Genomic DNA, 18140 nt, shown 5'->3' on the forward strand with positions numbered 1-18140 from the left:
TTCATCGTGCGCCGTCCGAATCGGCGATCTTGATCGGTTCGGGGGTGTCGCCGTCGGGGAACAGCGCGCGGTGCAGGTGCCCGGCGAGCGCTTCGGCGGTCGGATGGTCGAACACCACCGTGGAGGGGAGCCGTGCCCCGGTCGCCGCGCTCAGCCGGTTGCGCAGCTCCACGCCGGCGAGCGAGTCCAGGCCGAGGCGCTTGAACGTCGCGGTCGGGGAGATCTTCGCCGGGCCGTGCCCGAGGACGACGGCGGTCTCGCCGCGCACCAGCTCCAGGAGGGTCCGCTCGCGTTCCCGGGCCAACTGCCCGGCGAGCCGCAGCCGCAGGGACCGGTCGGCGGGATCGTCCCCGGAGCCGCGGGCGGACGGCGGCGCCACCAGGCCGCGCAGTAGCGGCGGCGTCTCGTCCTCGGCCCGGTCGCGCAGGCCGTCGGGGTCCAGCCGGACGGGGACCAGCGCCGGCCGGTCCAGCGCGAGGGCCGCATCGAGCAGCCGCAGCCCCTCCTCGGGCGCCAGCGGGCCGATGCCGGTGCGCGCCATCCGGGTGCGGTCGGCGTCCGTCAGCGTGCCGCCCATTCCGGAGCCGTCCCACAGTCCCCAGGCCAGCGACATCGCCGGGAGGCCCCGGTGCCGCCGCCACGCCGCCAGCGCGTCGAGGAACGCGTTGGCCGCCGCGTAGTTGGCCTGTCCCGCGCCGCTGAGGGTGCCGGCAACCGAGGAGAACAGCACGAAGAACGCCGGGTCGGCGTCGCGGGTCAGCTCGTGCAGGTGCCACGCCCCGTCCGCCTTCGGCGTCATGACGCGATCGAGGCGCTGGGACGTCAGCGCCGTGATGGTCCCGTCGTCCAGCAGGCCGGCCGCGTGCACCACCCCGGTCAGCGGATGCGCGGACGGCACCTCCGCCAGCAGCCGCGCGACGGCGTCCCGGTCGCCGGTGTCGCACGCGGCCATCGTCACCGTGGCCGCGCCCAGTGCGCGCAGGTCCGCGACCAGTTCAGGGGCACCCTCCGCGTCCGCGCCGCGGCGGCTAGCGAGAAGCAGATGCCGCACGCCGTGCTCGGCGGCGAGGTGCCGGGCCACCAGCCCGCCCAGGGCCCCGGTGGCGCCGGTGATCAGCACTGTCCCATCGGGGTCGAGCGGACGCGGCGCGCCGGGCCCTCGGTGCGCCGTTGTCAACCGCGGCGCGAACAGCTCGCCGCCGCGGACCGCGACCTGCGGCTCGCCGGACGCGGCCGCCGCGCGCACCATGCGCTCGGATACCTCGGCTTCGTCGACGTCGACCAGGCTGAACCGGCCCGGATGTTCCTGCTGCGCCGCCCGTACCAGGCCCCAGACGGCGGCCCCGGCCGGGTCCGGCGGCTCGTCCGCCACCTGGACCGCGCCGCGCGTCACCACGACGAGGCGGGCGTCGGCGGGGCCCTCGTCGGCCAGCCAGGACCGGACGATCCGCAGCGCCCGGCCCGCGAGGCTCCGGGCGGCGGCGGCGAGATCGGCCGCCGGGCCCGCCGCGGCGGGTTCGAGCGACATCACGACCGAATCGGCGGGCTCCGCGGCGTCCGCCCCGGAGCGCGGCGCCCGCAGGGGGCTCCAGGTCACCTCGTACAGCGGCTCGTCGCCGGTGCGGGCGGCGAGCGGGTCGGCGAGCGCGGCGGCGGGCGCCGGACGTACCGTCAAGGCGTCCACGGCGGCCACCGGGCGGCCGTCCGCGTCGCCGATGCCCACGCTGATCGTGTCGTTTCCCGCGGGGGCGAGCCGTATCCGCAGGTCGTTCCCGGCGGGGCCGAACAGGCGCAGCCCCGTCCAAGCGAACGGCAGGCGCGGCGGCCCGCCGGCGCCGAAGAGACCGCCGAGGCCGGCGGGGTGCAGCGCGGCGTCGAGCAGCGCCGGATGCAGGCCGAAAGCGGCGGGCGCCCCGGGAACGCCGGCGACCCCGGCGGGCGCCGCGACCTCCGCGTACATCTCGTCGCCGCGGCGCCAGGCGCGGCGCACGCCGCGGAAGGCAGGCCCGTACGCCAAGCCGGACGCGCCCAGGCCGGTGTACAGCGCGGCGGCGTCCACCTCCTCGGCGTCCGCGGGAGGCCAGTTCCCCACGAGGTCGGACGGTGCTTCCTCCGGTGCGGCGATCAGGGTTCCGGCGGCGTGCCGCACCCATGGCTCCTCGTCGTGCCGCCGCGCGAAGACTCGTACGGCGCGGCGTCCGGTGTCGTCCGGTTCGTCCACCATGACCTGGAGCCGGACGTCCTCCCGCGGCGGCAGGATCAGCGGCGCCTCGATGACCAGTTCCTCGACGTGGCCGCAGCCGACGCGCCCGCCGGCGTGGAGCGCCAGCTCCGCGAACGCCGCGCCGGGGAACAGAGCCGCGCCGCCGACGACGTGGTCGGCCAGCCACGGGTGCCTGCCCACCGAGACGGCCCCGGCGAGGAGCGTCCCGCCGTCGGCGACCGGGATCTCGGCGCCGAGGAACGGGTGACCGGACGTGCCGAGCCCCGGCGCCTCCACCGGGCCGTGCGGCGATGGCTCCAGCCAGTAGCGACGGCGCTGGAAGGCGTAGGTCGGCAGCTCCACCCGCCGTGCGCCCGAGTCCGCGTGCGCCGCCCGCCAGTCCACCGTGTGGCCGCGCACGTGAAGTGCCGCCAACGCGTGCAGCGCCGTGCGTGCCTCGGGGCGCCCGCGCCGCAGCAGCGCCGCGAAGGTGAGATCGGCGGCGGATTCCTGGTCATCGGCGGCTTCGGGGGTGACGTCGGCGAGGGCGTCGCGGGCCATCGCGGACAGGACGCCGTCGGGCCCGAGTTCGAGGAACGCCCGCACACCCTCGCCGTGAAGCCGGCGCACCGTGTCGTGGAAGCGGACCGTGTCGCGGACGTGCCGCGTCCAGTAGTCGGCCGTGCGGAGGCGCGCCTCGGGCACCACCTCGCCGTTCGACACCAGCGGGACGACCGGACGCCGGAACTCGATCGACCGGGCGATGCCGCGGAACTCCTCAAGCATCGGCTCCATGAGCCGCGAGTGGAACGCGTGGCTCACCCGCAGCCGCCTGGTCCGGTGGCCGGCGGCCGCCGACCGGGCCTCGGCCTCCGCGACGGCCTCCTCTTCCCCGGAGATCACCACCGCCCGAGGACCGTTCACGGCGGCGACGGCGACCCGGTCCGCCAGGCCGTCCAGCAGCCCGGCGACCTCGGGTTCGGCCGCGTCGACCGCCGTCATCGCGCCGCCGGGCGGCAGCGCCTGCATCAGCCGGCCGCGCGCGGCCACCAGGGCGGCGGCGTCTTGCAGCGACATGACCCCGGCGACATGCGCGGCGGCCAGTTCACCGACCGAGTGCCCGGCGACGAAGTCCGGCGGCGGCCCGAACCGCTCGGCGAGCCGGTACAGGGCGACTTCCAGAGCGAACAGCGCCGGCTGCGCGTACATCGTCTGGTCGAGCAGGGACGGCGCGGCATCCGCTCCGCTGGACGCGTCGTCCGCGTGCATCACTTCGAGTAGCGGCTGGTCGAGGTGTGGGTCCAGGGCGGCGCAGACCTCGTCGAGGGCCGCGGCGAAGGCCGGGAACCCGTCGTACAGTTCCCTCCCCATGCGCAGGCGCTGGCTGCCCTGGCCGGTGAACAGGAACGCCAGCCGACCGGCATCCGCCGCGACGCCGCTGACGACGTCAAGCCCCGGACGCCCCTCGGCCAGGTCGTCGAGCCCTGCGCGCAGGTCAGCGCCGTCGTCGGCGAGCACCACCGCGCGATGCTCCAAGACCGCGCGGCCCGCCAGGGAGAGGCTCACGTCGGCCACGTCGACGCCGGTGGCGGCGTCGGCGGCGTCCAGGTACTCCCGCGTCCGCGTGGCCTGCGCCCGCAGCGCCGCTTCGCTCGCGCCCGACAGCGCAGAGGGTGAGACCCGCGGGACGGCGGCGGCCCGCCGTCGCGTAGCGTCCGCCGGGACGAGCGGTGCGGCCTCCAGGATGGTGTGGGCGTTAGTGCCGCTGATGCCGAAGGACGAGATGGCGGCGCGGGGCGGCGCGCCGGTGTCGGGCCATGGGATCGGACGGGTCAGCAGCCGCACTTGGCCCGACGACCAGTCCACATGCGGGGTGGGTTCGTCAACGTGCAAGGTCGCGGGCAGTGTGCGGTGCCGCATCGCCATCACGGTCTTGATCACGCCCGCCACGCCTGCCGCAGCCTGCGCGTGACCGATATTGGATTTCAGCGAGCCGAGCCACAGCGGGTGTTCCTTGCGGTCGCGGCCGTAGGTGGCCAACAGCGCCTCCGCTTCGATGGGATCGCCGAGCGCCGTGCCGGTGCCGTGCCCCTCCACCGCGTCCACCTCCGCCGCCGACAGGCCCGCGTCCCGCAACGCCGCGTTGATCACCCGCTGCTGGGCCATCCCGCTGGGAGCCGTCATTCCGTTGCTGGCACCGTCCTGGTTGACCGCGTTGCCGCGGACCACCGCTAGCACCGTCCGGCCGTTCCGCCGGGCGTCCGACAACCGCTCCAGCACCAGGAGCCCGGCTCCTTCGCCCCACACGGTTCCGTCCGCGGAGGCGGCGTACGACCTGATCCGCCCGCCCCGCGACAGGGCGCGCACGCGGCTGTACTCGGTGAAGGGCAACGGCGTGTGCATGATCGCCACGCCGCCGGCGAGTGCCATCGCGCACTCCCCGCGCCGGATCGACTCGCAGGCCAGGTGCAGCGCCACCAGGGACGACGAGCACGCCGTGTCCACCGACACCGCCGGGCCCTCAAGCCCGAGGAAGTACGCGATGCGGCCCGACACGACGCTGCCGTAGCCGCCGGTGCTCAGATGGCCCTCCAGATCGACCGGGACGACAGGAAGCCGGTGCGCGTAGTCGTAGTACATGACGCCGGTGAAGACGCCGGTCGAGGTGCCGTGGAGGGTGTGCGGGTCGATGCCCGCGTGTTCCAGGCCCTCCCACGCCACCTCCAGCAGCAACCGCTGCTGCGGATCCATCGCCACCGCCTCACGCGGCGAGATCCCGAAGAACTCCGCATCGAACCCGGCGACATCCCCCAGAAAGCCACCACGTGACAAGTAGCTCGTCCCCGGCCGATCCGGATCCGGGTCGAACAACCCCGATAAATCCCACCCACGGTCCTGCGGGAACTCCTGCAGCGCGTCCACACCGCCCGCCACCAGCTCCCACAGATCCTCCGGCGACGCCACACCACCCGGCAGCCGGCACCCCATCCCCACGATCGCGATTGCGTCCGAAGACGTAGCCCCCATCACTGACACCTTTCGTTCGCGTTCACTCGTCCGGTGCCCATCAGGCGGGCACAAGCCGTACGGGCATTTCGAGGACGACCGCGTGCTTGCTGCTGGGCGCCCACCGCACCGGCCCCGTGAGGCGTACCTCCCGGACCCGGACGAGCAGCTCCTCCATCAGCAGCCGCAGTTCGAGCCTGGCCAGCCGCGCGCCGAGGCACGCGTGGCCCCCGTGCCCGAAGGACAGATGCGGGTTCGGTTCGCGGCGGACGTCGAACACCGAGGCGTCGGTGAAGACCGTCTCGTCCCGGTTGGCGGACGCCCACCACAGCGTCACCTTGTCGCCCGCCCGCATCCGGGCCCCGCGGAAGCGCAGGTCGTGGACGACGGTCCGCCGGTTGTACGGATTGGGCGGCGCCCAGCGGAGCATCTCCTCCACCGCGCCGGGCAGGAGCGCGGGGTCCGCGCGCAGCGCCCGCCACTGCTCCGGATGGCGGATCAGGCCGAGCACCCCACCGGCCGCCGTGTTGCGAGGCTGCTCGTTGCCGGTCAGCAGCAGGAGGAGCAGGTTCGCCTCCCGTTCGAGCCGGGAGAGGGGCGGCTGCCCGCCGGCGTCGGGGAGGCGGCCCAGCGCGAGCGCCGACGACAGGTCCGCGCCTGCGCGCCCGCCGCCGGACGCCGCCGCCAGCAGGTGCTCGCAGTAGCGCCGCATCTCCTCGCCGATACGGCCGGACTCCTCGTCCGGGCGTCCGGTCCGGCGGTTCGCCAGACCTGAAACCCGGTGCGCCCAGCCGACCAGCCGGTCCCAGTCGCGGGCGGGCGCGCCTAGCATCAGCGCAGTCGCCATTGCGGCGAACCTGCCGGCGACGTCCGCGGCGAGATCGCACGTCCGGCGGTCGAGCGCTTCAGCGACCACCTGGGCGGCGCAGCGGCGCAGGTCGCCGGTGGCCCGTTCGAGCGCCGCCGCGTCCAGCGGGGGGCCGAGGAGATCCCGGATCAGCGCGTGCCGGGGATCGTCCATCATGGCCACCACCACGCCCGGGAGCCGCCCGGCGGGCAGGTCCTCCAGATGCGTGCCGCCGCCGGCGCGGCCGCCGCCGCCCTCCGCGGAAAAGGCCGGGGACGACGCGGCGGCCGCGATGTCGGCGTGCCTGCTCAGCACCCAGAAGCCCGAGCCGGACCGGCCCGGCGGATGCCAGTGGACCGGGGCCTCGCGGCGCAGCCTGGCGAACACGTCGTACGGCACGCCTCCGGCGAAGGCCGCCTGGTCGGTCAGGTCGGCCCCGTCGACCACGGTGGCGGCGGGCATCAGTGTTCGATCAGGAAGTCGAGGCCGTCGCCAGCCAGCCAGCGTGCGCTGAGCGCGGCGTGGTCCGGCTCGGCACCGTCCGGCAGGTGCCGCCACAGGCCCGCCAGCCGGTGCCGCGCCTGCGTGCAGTGCACGTCGGCGAGGTTCTGGAAATGAGCCGCCCCGGCCCCACCGGCACCGTCGCCATCCTCGCCATCGGCCCTGGCGAGCACGGCGCACATGGTGAAGAGCTCGCTCGCGATCCGGCTGACGGTGATCAGGACGTGTTCCCGTGCGAACAGGTCCTGCGGGTCGCCGTGCGCGCGGACGAGGTCGCGGCACGTCTCCCGGAACTCGTGGATCTGCCGCACGGCGTCCCCCAGGTGCGCCCGGTTGGCGGGCGTGAGCCCGGACCCGGCGCCCGCGTCGACGCCGGCGGGCGCGATCGAGTCGGGATCCAGCTGCCCGTCGTAGTAGCGCGACAGCAGCAGCCAGGCCGACTGGTTGTCGATCTGGAAGTCCACGTTCGCGACCGTGCGCAGCCCGCGCACGTCGCGGAAGGCGCGCTCCAGCGGGATCGGCGGCGCCCCGCGGCGGCGCTTGCTCCGCGCGGTCTCCAGGCCCTCGCCGCCGAGCAGCGAGACCGTGCGGTCGGCGATCCGCCAGGCCGTCGTGGACAGGATGTTCTTCGCGACGAGCTGCTCGAACCACCGGTCGGCCGGAGCGGGGCCGAGCAGGCACCACCGCGCCACCGTGTCCATGGCGTGGACGTCGGCGAGCGTGTCGGCGAGCATCCGCCGGATCTCGTCGTACTCGCCCAGCGGGAGCCCGTCGATGCGGCGCCGCACGACGAACTCCCGCGACCAGCGCAAGCAGTTCCGCGCGACGGCCATCGCCGGCGCCCCGACGCTCAGGACCCGGCCCACCAGCATCAGCGAGCTCATCGGCCGGGCCAGCGGGGTGTCGCCCTCCACGTCCATGAGGACGTGCTCCCTCGGGATGCGCACCCCGTCGAAGGTCAGCGCCGCGCTGGGAAGGCCGTGGCTGCCCATGAAGTCGATGTGGGAACGGACGCTGAACCCGTCGGCGCCGCTGTCCAGCACGGCGAATGCGACCCGCCGCTGGTCGCCGGCGCCGAGGGTGGCGGTGACGATGAGCAGCTCGGCGATCGGGCCGTTGCCGGTGAAGAGCTTTTCGCCGCGCAGGATGTAGGCGGATCCGTCCGGTGTGGGCGTCAGCGTCGCGGCCGGCCACTTGTCGTTCTGGCCGGTAGGGTCCGTGTCGGCGAAGCAGCCGTACACGCCCTCGCGAGCCCGGCGGGCCACCAGGTCGCGCAGCGGGCCCTCCGGCAGCAGCGGCAGCAGCGTGATCGGGGAGACGCGGTTGGCCAGCGCCACGACCTGCCCCACCGAGAAGCTCCAGGCGGCGAACTTCTCGATGACCCGGAACACGCTGTACGGAGGGAGGTCGAGGCCGCCGAGGCCGCTCGGGAGCTCCAGCCGACTGAACGGGCTCGCCTTCAGCTCGTCGAGGAAGCCGTACGGGATGCGTCCGGTCGCGTCGACTTCGATCGGGTCGATGTGCTCGTCCAGCAGGGCCCCGGCGTTCGCCAGGAGGGTGTCGCAGGCGGCCCGCTCGGCGGGGTCCTGCGCGGGGAACGGCCGCAGCAGGTCCCAGCGGAGCCGGCCGGTGTCCAGGCTCGTCAGGAAGTTCCGCGCGTCCGACGGCAGCGTGTTCTCCACATAGCCGGTCTTGATGGTGGTCTTGACGGTTGTCGGCGCCACTCTTGCCCTCCAGGTCAGTGCCGGGACTCGCCAGGTCAGTGCCGGGACTCACCCCGCCCGGCGGCGAGCGCCGCGGGCAGTGCCAGGAACCGGCCGGTCAGCCCGGCGATCAGCAGGCCGGCGAGAACCACGAGGTAGACCCACGTCAGCCAGGACCCCCACCGGACGTCGTCCGCGTACCGCGCCAGCGCGACGAGCGAGAGCAGGCTGAGCGTCATGTCGGTGAAGAACCCCGCGGTGATGCGGCGGACGTCGCGCTCCCACACCGCGTGGAACGCACCCGCGCCGAAGGTGAACAGCCAAGCGCCCAGCAGTTGCGCGTCGAGGGTGTTCAGCTGCCAGGCCCAGTGCCGTCCCATCGGGCCGGGGGCCACCCACATGGCGATCGCCAGCCCGACGAGGACGAGGCCCATCACGGCGGTGGGCACGCTCACGTCCGGCCCCATCGGCGCCCGCACCGGGGCCTCCCCGCCGGTCGCCGCCCGCTGCCGCGACCACACCAGCAGGGCCAGCGGCAGCGCCGCCAGATGCGCCGCGAGCCAGCCCCAGCCGAACACGACGGCCCAGGCGGGCCCGCCGTCGAGCCGCAGCTCGCCGGTGTGCGCCAGGGTGATCACAAGGGTGCTGCCGAGCAGGACGACCGGCGCGACGAGGGTCGCGCGGGCGTCCGCCCACCGCCGCTCCCGCAGGGTCAGCGCGAACATCACCACGGCGGCCGCGTACCCGGCCCCGATGGTCGCGGCGCTGAGCGGCGAGCCGAGCTCGAACGCGAACGCGGTGCGGGTCGACGAGCTGAACAGATAGAGCGGGACGAAACAGGCCACGGAGAAGACCAGGAACGGCCAGAAGAACGCGTTCCGCAGGATCGGCAGGCTCTCCCGGCCGTCCGTCGCGGTCGTCGTCTGATCGGCGGTGGTCGTCATGACACCCTGCTTTCCTGAAACGTCGTGCGTTCGCCGGCCAGGGGCCGCAGCGCCGCCAGCGCGCTGCCGGCCCGCCGGGCGAGGTCGTCCGCCGAGGTGTAGACGAGGGCGAGCCGGTAGCGGCCGTGGTCCTCGGCGGGCATCCGGCTCAGCGGCCCGCCGCTTCCGGCCGCCACCCGGTCGAGCTCGCCGAGCAGCGCTTCCAGGGTCTGCCCGACGAGATACCCGACTTCGGACGCGCCTGCGGCGGGCGTGGCGCGTCCCGCCGGGGCCGGCCGCTCCGGTTCCCGGGGGCCGGACAACGTGATCTCGAATCCGTGCCGGTCCCCGGCGGGCCGCGGCGGCCCGATCCGCTCCGTGCCGGCGCCGTCCCGCAGCCGGACGGCCGCGTCGAGCGCCCGGACCGCGCCCTCGGCGCCGAAGTGGAACGGGGCGTCCGGGTCGGGCTCGCCGCCCTGGACGCGGCTCCATCCCGCGCCGGAGATGACGGCGCGCACCCGGTCGTCCGCGGTGACGGCGTCGAGCGGCTTGACGACGAAGAAGGCCGCCGCCTCCGCCGGGCGCAGCGCCGGCACGCCGAACCGGTTCGCGAACAGGCGCGCGAACTCCGGGAGGAGGTTGGCGTGGACGCCGCCGACCAGCGCGGTCGTGCACTCGCCCCGGGCCAGGTACCTGGCGGCGGTGTCGAGCGCCGCCCCGAAGGAGCCGGTGTCGTCGTCGACCACGAGGCCGGGCCCGGTCACGTCGAACACGTTGGCGATCCGGCCAGCGGTGATGTTGTCCATGTAACCGGGCAGGGCGTTCTCCCGGATGGCGGGCACGGACTCGCGCACCTCGCCGGTGAACGCTTCGACCAGCCGGTCCCGCGTGGCGCGCGGCAGTGCCCCGAATCGCGGGACCCGTTCGAGCGCTTTGGCGTATTCGACCAGCCGGATCCGGTAGTTGCGCAGCAGTCCCGCCGCCAGGCCGCAGGTCGCGCCGACGAACACGCCGGTCTCGCCGCGTCCGGCCGCGTCCGCGCCGTGGTCCTCGAACGCCTGTCCGGCGGCCATCACCGACAGCAGCTGCGCCCGGTCGAGCTCGGCCACCACGCTCGGCGGTATGCGGTAGGTGCGCCACGGGAAGTCGAGGTCGGCGATCGCGCCGAAATGTCCGGGCCGTGCCGGGTCGACCTGCGCGGCGTCCCGTGCGAAAGGGGTGACGCAGCCGATCCCGACGATCGCCAGCGGGGTCCGGGCGGGCTCCGGCGAGGCCGCCGGCGCGAGGGGATCGTGGACGACCGGGTCGTACTGTTCCACGCACAGGCTGGTGTTGACCCCGCCGAAGCCGAACGCGTTGGTGAGGACGCGGCGCGGCCGGCCGCCGGTGCGCGGCCACTCCACCGCCCTCGTGGGGACGGTGAACGGCGTCTCGTCCAGCCGCATCGCCGGCGGCGGCGACCGGAAGCCGTGCGTCGGCGGGAGCATCTCCTTCTCGAACGCGAGCAGCACCTTGATCAGGTTCGCCATGCCCGCGGCGGAGAACGTGTGCCCGATCTGCGCCTTGACCGAGCCGAGCGAGATCGGCCGCGCCGGCGCGGGGCGCCCGTCCAGCAGCCGGGTCAGCGAGGAGACCTCCACCACGTCCCCGGTCGGCGTCGAGGTGGCGTGGGTCTCGATATGGTCCAGGTCCTCCGGGTGCACGTCCGCGAGCTCCAGGGCCCGGCGCATCGCCGCCACCTGGCCCCGCGGGGACGGCGCGTAGATGGCCTTGCCCTTGCCGTCGCAGCGGGTCGCGACACCGCGGATGACTCCGGCTATGCGGTCGCCGTCGCGGACGGCGTCGCGCAGCCGCCTGAGCAGGACGGTTCCGGCGCCCTCGCCGGGGATCAGCCCGTCCGCGCCCGCGTCCAGCGGCGAGCTGTGCGTGCCGGACAGGCCGCCGATCTTCGCGAAGCAGACGTTCCCGGTGACCCCCATGTTGCCGAGCACGCCGCTGGCCACGACCAGCGAGCGGTCCGGGTCCCGCAGGTGCCCGGCCGCGAGGTCGACGATCGACAGGCCCGACGCGCAGGCGGCGTCGCCGAGCAGCACCGGCCCCTCGACGTCCAGGAGCCGTCCGACGGCCTTGGCCAGATCCACCTGGGCCACCGCGGCGGGCGGCGGGTCGTCGGGGTCGCCGAACCGGTCGCGGACCTCCCGGCGGAACCCCTCGGCGATGGCCTCGCGGTCCGCCTCGGGCAGGGCGCGGAAGTCCGCGGACGCCTCCAGATGCCCGAGCACCTCTCGCGCCCTGGCGGCGAGCGAGTAGTCGAACAGCGCCTCGTCGCCGAGCATGTTGCCGACGAGCAGCGCCGTGCCGGGCCCGCCGAGCCGCGCCCGGGGATAGCCGGCCGTGCCGGCGGCCTGCAGGATGCTGTCGAGCAGGAGCAGCTGGGTGCGGTTGAGTTCTTCTGCGCCCGCCGGCGGCCGGAGCCCGTCCGGGAAGCGGTAGTCGTCGATGAAGCCGCCGTACCTGCAGTACGTCTTGTCCTCGGCGCCGCGGTCCTCGTCGAAGTAGTCGCGCCAGTCCCAGCGGCCGGGCGGCGGCGTACTTATCCCGCTGCGGCCGGTCACCAGGTTCCGCCAGTAGGACTCCACGTCGTAGGAGTCGGGCGGGAACACGCACCCGTATCCGATGACGGCGATGGGTTCGAAATCGGTGCTCATGGCGGTCCTGCCTTCCAACCGGGTCCCTTCCATGACGCGCTCACCGTCCGGTGCCCACGCGGAGGACGGTGAGGTCGCGGATGTCGCACAGCAGGCGCCCTGAGCCGTCCAGGATCTGGGTGTCGACGTGGAGGCGGCCTTCCTCCGCGCCGCCGTTGCGTGCGTCGTCGTCGCGCCGGGTGATGCGGCTCCATGCGTACGCGGTCTCGCCGGGCGCAGGCGTGCGGTAGAAGTCGATCGCCGCGATCGTGACCGGCACGTAGAACGACCCCGTTTCCCGGTAGGCCCACACCAGCGGCGCACGCCACGCGTTGTCCATCACCATCGGCATGGCGCGCAGCTCCGGCGAGTTCACGGAGCCGAACAGGCCGCGTCCGCCGGGCACGGCCAGCTCGCCGACCGCCTCGTCCTCGCCGACCGCCCAGACCCGCCGCACCGAGCGGAAGGCGGGGCCGAAGGAGAGGTCCCCGGCGGACCGCTCGTAGAACTCGGCGAGATCCATCGGGCGGGCGTCCGGCGGGGGCCCGGCCGCCCATCCGCGCCGCGGCTCGGGAGCCGGGAGGGGCGCGGGCGCGAAGGAGTAGCGGCCGCGGGAATGCCGCCGGCCGGCCTCCAGCGCCGCCCCGTCCGGCCCGGTGAGATCGGAGGTGATCTCGGCGGTCGCCGTGCCGTCCGGCGAGAGGGACGCGTGGACGGTCAGGACCACCGGGAACCGCGTGTTGGCCTTGAGGTAGCGCAGGAATTCCACGTCTGTCGCGCCGACCAGCGTGCGGCCGGGGTTGAGCAGCGCCGCGGCGGCCGCGTGCGCCTCCATGTGGAAGACGCCGGGCACGGTTCCGACGCCGCGGATGCGGTGATCGTCGAGGTAGCGGTCGGTCCGCACGGCCAGCCGCCGGGTGGCCCGGACCTCCGTGGCGCCGATCCGCTCGACGGTGTCGAGCATGGGGAACCGCAGCTTGTCGATGACGTGACCGTCCGGGGCCACCGGCACGGCGCTGTCCCGGCGGGGGCCGTCCAGGGCGGCGTCCTGGCCGCCGAGGCTGTTGGTCCCCGTGTCACCGAAGATCAGCACCTCCGGGTCCCCGCCGCCGTGGTACAGCTCGCGCAGGAACGACTGCACGCCCTCGCGGACGCCGATGTAGCGCAGGCCGCGCTCCTGCTCCTGCACCCGCCGGACGGCCTCCGTGGCGGCCATCCCGGTCTCCGCCCAGCCGGTCCAGCAGATCGCGAACACGCGGGTCGCGGGCTCGGCGCGCCACAGGCCGGTGGCCAGCGCGGCGGCCAGGTTCGCGCCCGCCGTGTAGTCGACCTGCCCGTCCATGCCGAACCTGCCGAGGATAGATCCGAACAGGGCGAAGAAGCGCAGGCCGGACCCCTTGCCCGCGTGCCAGAGGTGGTGCGCGCCGAGCGCCTTGGCACCGACGACGCGCAGCGCGTGGTCCAGCGGCTTGCGCGGCACGGCGCTGACCGAGGGCAGCCCGGCCGCGTGCACGATCCCGTCGATGCGGCCGTGCTCGGCCCGGATCCGGTCCAGGACGGCCGCCACCCCGGCCTCGTCCTCGACATCGCACACCTCGTAGCCGACCAGCGGGTTCACCGCTCGCAGCGCCTGGAGGTTGCGGTGCAGCTCGCGGGCGTGCGACAGTGCGGTGAACTCGGCCTCCAGCTCGGCGGGAGTCGCCGCGGGCCTGTCCCGCTTGGCCTTCCGCAGGAACTCGGGTCGGTAGGCGGCGAACCGCTCGTCGTCATACCCGGCCCATTCCGCGCTCTCCGGCGGCTCCGCCGTACGGCCCAGGATCACGATCTTGAGGCCGTCCACGGCCGCCAGCTCACGCGCGCACTCGAAGGCGATGCCTCGCGACCCGCCCGCGAAGACGACGACGTCCCCGGCGCCGAGCCGCAGGCGGCCCGCGTCCGCTTCCAGGTCCGAGGCCGGGGCCGAGGCCGAGGCTGGGGACGAGGCCGCGGGGTCGAGGTCCAGTTCGCGCGGCAGGACCTGGATGATCTTCCGGTCGGTGCCGGTGTAGCCGATCTCCACGGTGCGCTCGGGACCGGCGGCGATCTCGTCGAACAGGGTCCGGGCGACGAGCGCGGGGGCGGGCTCGTCCATGTCGACGACCTTGGCGCACATGCCGGGCAGCTCGTGCGCCAGGCTCTTGACGAACCCGGAGGTCAGCCCGCCGGCGGGATCGGCGGCTCCCGGGTGCTCCAGCCCGAGCGTCCCGCCCATCCGGGTGGCGGCGACGAAGGCGGCGCCGGTCCCGGCCGCCCGCAGGTCGGCGTAGAACTCCTTGGCGGCGAGGAGGTTGACCGAGAACTGCGTCCGCACCTGCCGGGCCCAGTCCGCCGCGCCGGCCTCGAAGTCCGAGCGGGTGCGCGGGTAGAGGTTGACGACCATGCGCACGGCGCTCCCGGCGTGGGCCTGGGTGAGTGCCGCGCGCAGCGAGTCCGGATCGGTGAAGTCTGCGACCGCGACCGCGTCGTCCAGCGCCCCGTCCCGCGGGCACAGGACGCGTACGTCCGCACCGGCGGCGGTGAGCAGGTCGCGCAGGTTCCGGCAGACCGCCGTCTCCTCGTCCCCCGCACCGGCGATCATCACGACCCGCGCACCGGAGAGCTCCACGCGTGGGGTGTCGGCGCCGAGCGGGCGGGAGACGGCGACCGGGACGTAGCGTCCCGCGGTCCGGGGCAGTTCCGCGTGCAGGAGCGGCGGCTCCGTGACGGCCGTCGCGGCCTCCTCCACAGCGACGGGACGTTCCCCGATGGAGCGTCCGGCGGCGGACGGGGCGGTGTGCGAGGCCAGGGCGTCGATGACCGCACGCAACGTCACCAGCCCGTCCGCCTCGAACTCCACCTCCGAACCCAACCCCGCCACCACACGAAGCTCCGCCAAAATCTCCGACTGCTTCAGCGAATCAATCCCCAGATCCGCCTCCAACTCCAAATCCAGCTCAAGGAGCTCCGGCGGATACCCCGTCTTCCCCTCCACCACCCGCCGGACAAGCCCCTCCAGCTCCACACTGGCCGCAGCGGAGGGGGTGTCGGCCCGCTCCGGCGCGGGGCCGGGTGACACGGCGTCCGGCCGGTCCTGCGGGGTCGGCGCGACGTCGGGGGCCTGGAGCAGGCGCTCATGCAGCTCCGCCAGCGTCAGGTCCTCGTCGGCCAGGGCATCGCCGGCGGGGCGCGCCAGCCTCGTCGCCATCGCCTGGACGATCTGCGCCCGGACGCGGCGGGCCAATCCCAGCTCGGCACCGAGGCGCTTGTCGGTGGTCAGCATCCGAACGGGGTAGCCCGTGATGCGAGAGACGTCCGCGAGTACAGCGTCGTCCAGCGGCTGGGACGAGGACGCCGAGGCGGGCGCGGGCGGCGGGCTCGCCTTGCGCAGCCCGTGGACCTCGATGAACGCCTCGAGGCGGCGCACGCTCTCCACATCGCCGAGAGAGCGCACGTTGCTCGGCATGACCAGCGCGTCCCGTCCGGTCAGGATGCGCTCGGCCAGGCCGGTGAGGATCGTCTTCGGCCCGACCTCGATGAACGCCGTGGTGCCCAGCGCGTGCATGCGGCCGACCAGCTCGACGAAGTCGAACGGGGTCACCAGTTGCCGGGCCAGGATGGCGGGAATGTCGGCCAGGTCGTCCTCGCCGTAGAAGTCGCCGATCACCGTGGAGAGGACGGGCGTGCTCGGCAGCCGCCACTCCAGGCCGGCCAGCGTCCGCTCCAGCCGGGGCACCGCCGTCGCCATGAGGTCCGAGTGGAAGGCGTGCGAGACGGGCAGCCGCTCCGCCTGGATCTGCTGCTCGCCGAGGCGGGCGATGAGCTTCTCCACGGTCCTCGCATCACCAGACAGCACGACGTGCTCGGGCGAGTTCACCAGCGCCTGGGCGACGTGGCCGTCGCCGACGCGCGCCAACACCAGCAGGCGCGCAAGAAGATGCCTTTTGTCCGGTGTGTCCAGCCGGACGCTCAGCATCGCGCCCCGTTCCGCGGGCGCGATCGCGCTCACCGCCGCGCCCCGGCCGTGCACGGCCGCGACGCCGTCCTCCAGCGACAGCGCGCCCGCGGCGACCAGCGCGGTCAGCTCGCCGAGGCTGTGCCCGACGAACATGTCCGCGGTGCACCCGCGCGCCCGGAGCAGCCGGTGCAGCGCGATGCCCGCCGCGAAGATCGCGGGCTGCATCACCTCGGGCTCCGCCAGCGCCCGCGCCGCCTCCTTGCCGGTGGCGAACATGTAGCCGGTCAGGGCCTCGCCGGTGAGCCCGCGATACGCGGCGTCGACGATGTCCAGGGTCTGCCGGACGATGGGCTCGGCGGCGGCGAGCTCGGCGAGCATCCCGGGGTACTGGGCGCCGTGACCGGGGAACATGAACGCGACGCGGTGCCCGGCGTGTGGGCCCGCCAGATAGATGCCCTGGGCCTTCATCGCCTGCCGCACGGCGGGGTCGATGCGGAAATGGCCGCTCGGCTTCGCCAAAAGGTCGGTGGTCACAGGCTTTCCCTTCAGCCGATGATTCCGTGGCGCTTCGCCGCGGAACCGAGGATGTCCAGCGCGCGGTCGATGTCCTCGTCGTCCATCGCCGCCGTGACCGTCGCACGGAGCCGGCTGCTGCCTTTCGGGACGGCCGGGAATATGGCGGCGGCCACGTAAAGGCCGTCGTCGAGCATTTCCTTCGTCATGCGGAGTGCCGTCATGTCGTCACCGATGTGAATCGGCACGACGGGCGTGACGCTGCCCATGACCTCAAGGCCGAGATTGAGGAGCCCCGCCCTGAATTGGGCGGTGTTGACCCACAGCTTCTCCTGCCGTTCCGGCTCGGCGCGCAGCAGTTCGAGGGCCTTGAGCACGCCGGCGATCGTGACCGCGGGCGGGCTGGCGTTGAACAGATACGCGTGCGCGGAATGCCGGACGAACTGGATGACGTCCGCGGACGCGGCGATGAAGCCGCCGACGCCGGCCAGCGATTTGCTGAAGGTGCCCATGACGACGTCCGGACGGGCGCCGAGGTGCTCGAAGGCGCCGCAGCCGGTGTCGCCGAGCACACCGACGCCGTGCGCCTCGTCCACCATCAGCAGCGCGCCGTACTGCTCGGTCAGGCTGTGGATCTCGTCCAGCGGGGCGATCTCGCCGTCCATCGAGTACACGCCGTCCACCACGACGAACTTCTTGGCCGCCCCGGCCTGCCGCTTCAGGACGTATTCCAGCTTCTCCATCGAGTTGTGCGCGAAGATCTTCACGCTGCCCTCGGCGAGCCGGCACCCGTCCAGGATGCTCATGTGGTTGAACTGGTCAGTGATGATCACCGTGTCGGAGTCGCACAGCGCGGAGATCGCACCCAGATTGGCCATGTAGCCGGAACTGAACAGCAGCGCCGACTCGGTGCCCATCCACTCCGCGAGTTCCTGTTCCAACTGGAGGTGCAGGCTCGTGGTGCCGTTGTTGAGACGTGCGCCGCACGCGCTCGGCCCATACTGGTCCAGTGCGGCCTTCATCGCCGCGATGATCTCGGGATGGCCCGCCAGCCCGAGGTAATTGCTGGTGGTGAGCATCGTCACCATGCGGCCGTCGAGGCTGGACGTGGCCAGCGGCGCCGAGTCGAATGGCTGCTCGTAGCTGTACAACCCGTTGTTCTTGGCCAGGTCGACCCAGTCCAGAACCCCCGCAAAGGTATTGCGGTACGCCTCAGTGATCACCGTGCTCCACTCTCCTTTGCGGTCTGCTCACTAGAACAGAGCGCCGCGGATCGGAGCCGGATACAGTTTTCTCAGATTTTCTGGCGGAACCGCCCGGATTCCCGGCGGACGATCAAGAAGGGTCGGCCCCGAGGGCAGGACTGTCGGCGTCGTCGTCAGCCTCGGCGTCCTTGTCGGCCTCGGCATCGGCGGGCGCCCCACCGGTCGGCTCCGTCTCGTCGCCGCGCCCGGCCAGGTACTTCCGGACGGCGTCGATCGAGCCCTCGATGGCCTCTTCCGGGACCGGCCCGACGGCCTCGCGGATCCGGTCCGTGACCCTGTCGAGTTGGTCGGGGGGCGGCGGCTGCTCTCCGCCCTCCTTCTTGGGCGCCTTGTCCTTCGACCTCAGATGCGTGTCGCGGTGCGCCCCGCCGTCGGACTCGATGAGCGTCGACGCCATCGCCGCCGGGATCCGCCAGCCGACGGTCGGTGCTTCCAATCCCATGCCCGCGGGGCGGCTGGACGCGTCGTCTCCCGCCTCGGCCCAGTGCCCGGGCGTGGGGCCGAAGCCGGGGCTGGGGC

At 73.7% G+C, this 18140-nt stretch carries 8 protein-coding genes; all 8 read right to left on the reverse strand.

Features of this window, described 5'->3' with window-relative positions; genetic code table 11:
- Window position 1 precedes the first annotated feature (1 nt).
- The gene (locus E1287_RS28585) at window positions 2-5230 is read right to left on the reverse strand and encodes a type I polyketide synthase (protein WP_131968195.1); all 5229 of its coding nucleotides are present in this window, start codon (window positions 5228-5230) and stop codon (window positions 2-4) included.
- A 40-nt stretch (window positions 5231-5270) separates the two neighbouring features.
- Window positions 5271-6518, reverse strand: a complete 1248-nt coding sequence (locus E1287_RS28590) for a cytochrome P450 (protein WP_131968197.1) — start codon at window positions 6516-6518, stop codon at window positions 5271-5273.
- Window positions 6518-8281, reverse strand: coding sequence for an acyl-CoA dehydrogenase family protein (locus tag E1287_RS28595; protein WP_131968199.1), 1764 nt, complete (start codon window positions 8279-8281; stop codon window positions 6518-6520). The genes E1287_RS28590 and E1287_RS28595 overlap by 1 nt, the downstream gene beginning before the upstream one ends.
- A gap of 35 nt (window positions 8282-8316) precedes the next feature.
- Window positions 8317-9204: a hypothetical protein gene (locus E1287_RS28600; RefSeq protein ID WP_131968200.1), complete on the reverse strand. Its 888-nt coding sequence runs from the start codon at window positions 9202-9204 to the stop codon at window positions 8317-8319.
- Window positions 9201-11891 (reverse strand): beta-ketoacyl synthase N-terminal-like domain-containing protein, encoded by a 2691-nt coding sequence (locus E1287_RS28605; RefSeq protein WP_131968201.1) that lies wholly within the window; start codon window positions 11889-11891, stop codon window positions 9201-9203. Before E1287_RS28605 ends, E1287_RS28600 begins: the two co-directional genes overlap by 4 nt.
- 40 nt (window positions 11892-11931) lie before the next feature.
- Window positions 11932-16377, reverse strand: a complete 4446-nt coding sequence (locus E1287_RS46420; RefSeq protein ID WP_131968203.1) for an acyltransferase domain-containing protein — start codon at window positions 16375-16377, stop codon at window positions 11932-11934.
- A gap of 11 nt (window positions 16378-16388) precedes the next feature.
- Complete coding sequence (locus E1287_RS28615; protein ID WP_131968205.1) at window positions 16389-17579, reverse strand: pyridoxal phosphate-dependent aminotransferase family protein; 1191 nt, start codon at window positions 17577-17579, stop codon at window positions 16389-16391.
- 112 nt (window positions 17580-17691) lie between these two features.
- On the reverse strand, window positions 17692-18140 hold a 449-nt coding region (locus tag E1287_RS44000), incomplete at its 5' end, for a hypothetical protein (protein ID WP_207934517.1).

The organism is Actinomadura sp. KC06, from assembly GCF_004348735.1.
GTDB lineage: Bacteria > Actinomycetota > Actinomycetes > Streptosporangiales > Streptosporangiaceae > Spirillospora.

What these genes read in the sequence shown, in the direction of transcription:
- E1287_RS28585 (WP_131968195.1), bottom strand. Translation starts at nt 5,230, where the DNA reads ATGGGGGCTACGTCTTCGGACGCAATCGCGATCGTGGGGATGGGGTGC.
- E1287_RS28590 (WP_131968197.1), bottom strand. Translation starts at nt 6,518, where the DNA reads ATGCCCGCCGCCACCGTGGTCGACGGGGCCGACCTGACCGACCAGGCG.
- E1287_RS28600 (WP_131968200.1), bottom strand. Translation starts at nt 9,204, where the DNA reads ATGACGACCACCGCCGATCAGACGACGACCGCGACGGACGGCCGGGAG.
- E1287_RS28605 (WP_131968201.1), bottom strand. Translation starts at nt 11,891, where the DNA reads ATGAGCACCGATTTCGAACCCATCGCCGTCATCGGATACGGGTGCGTG.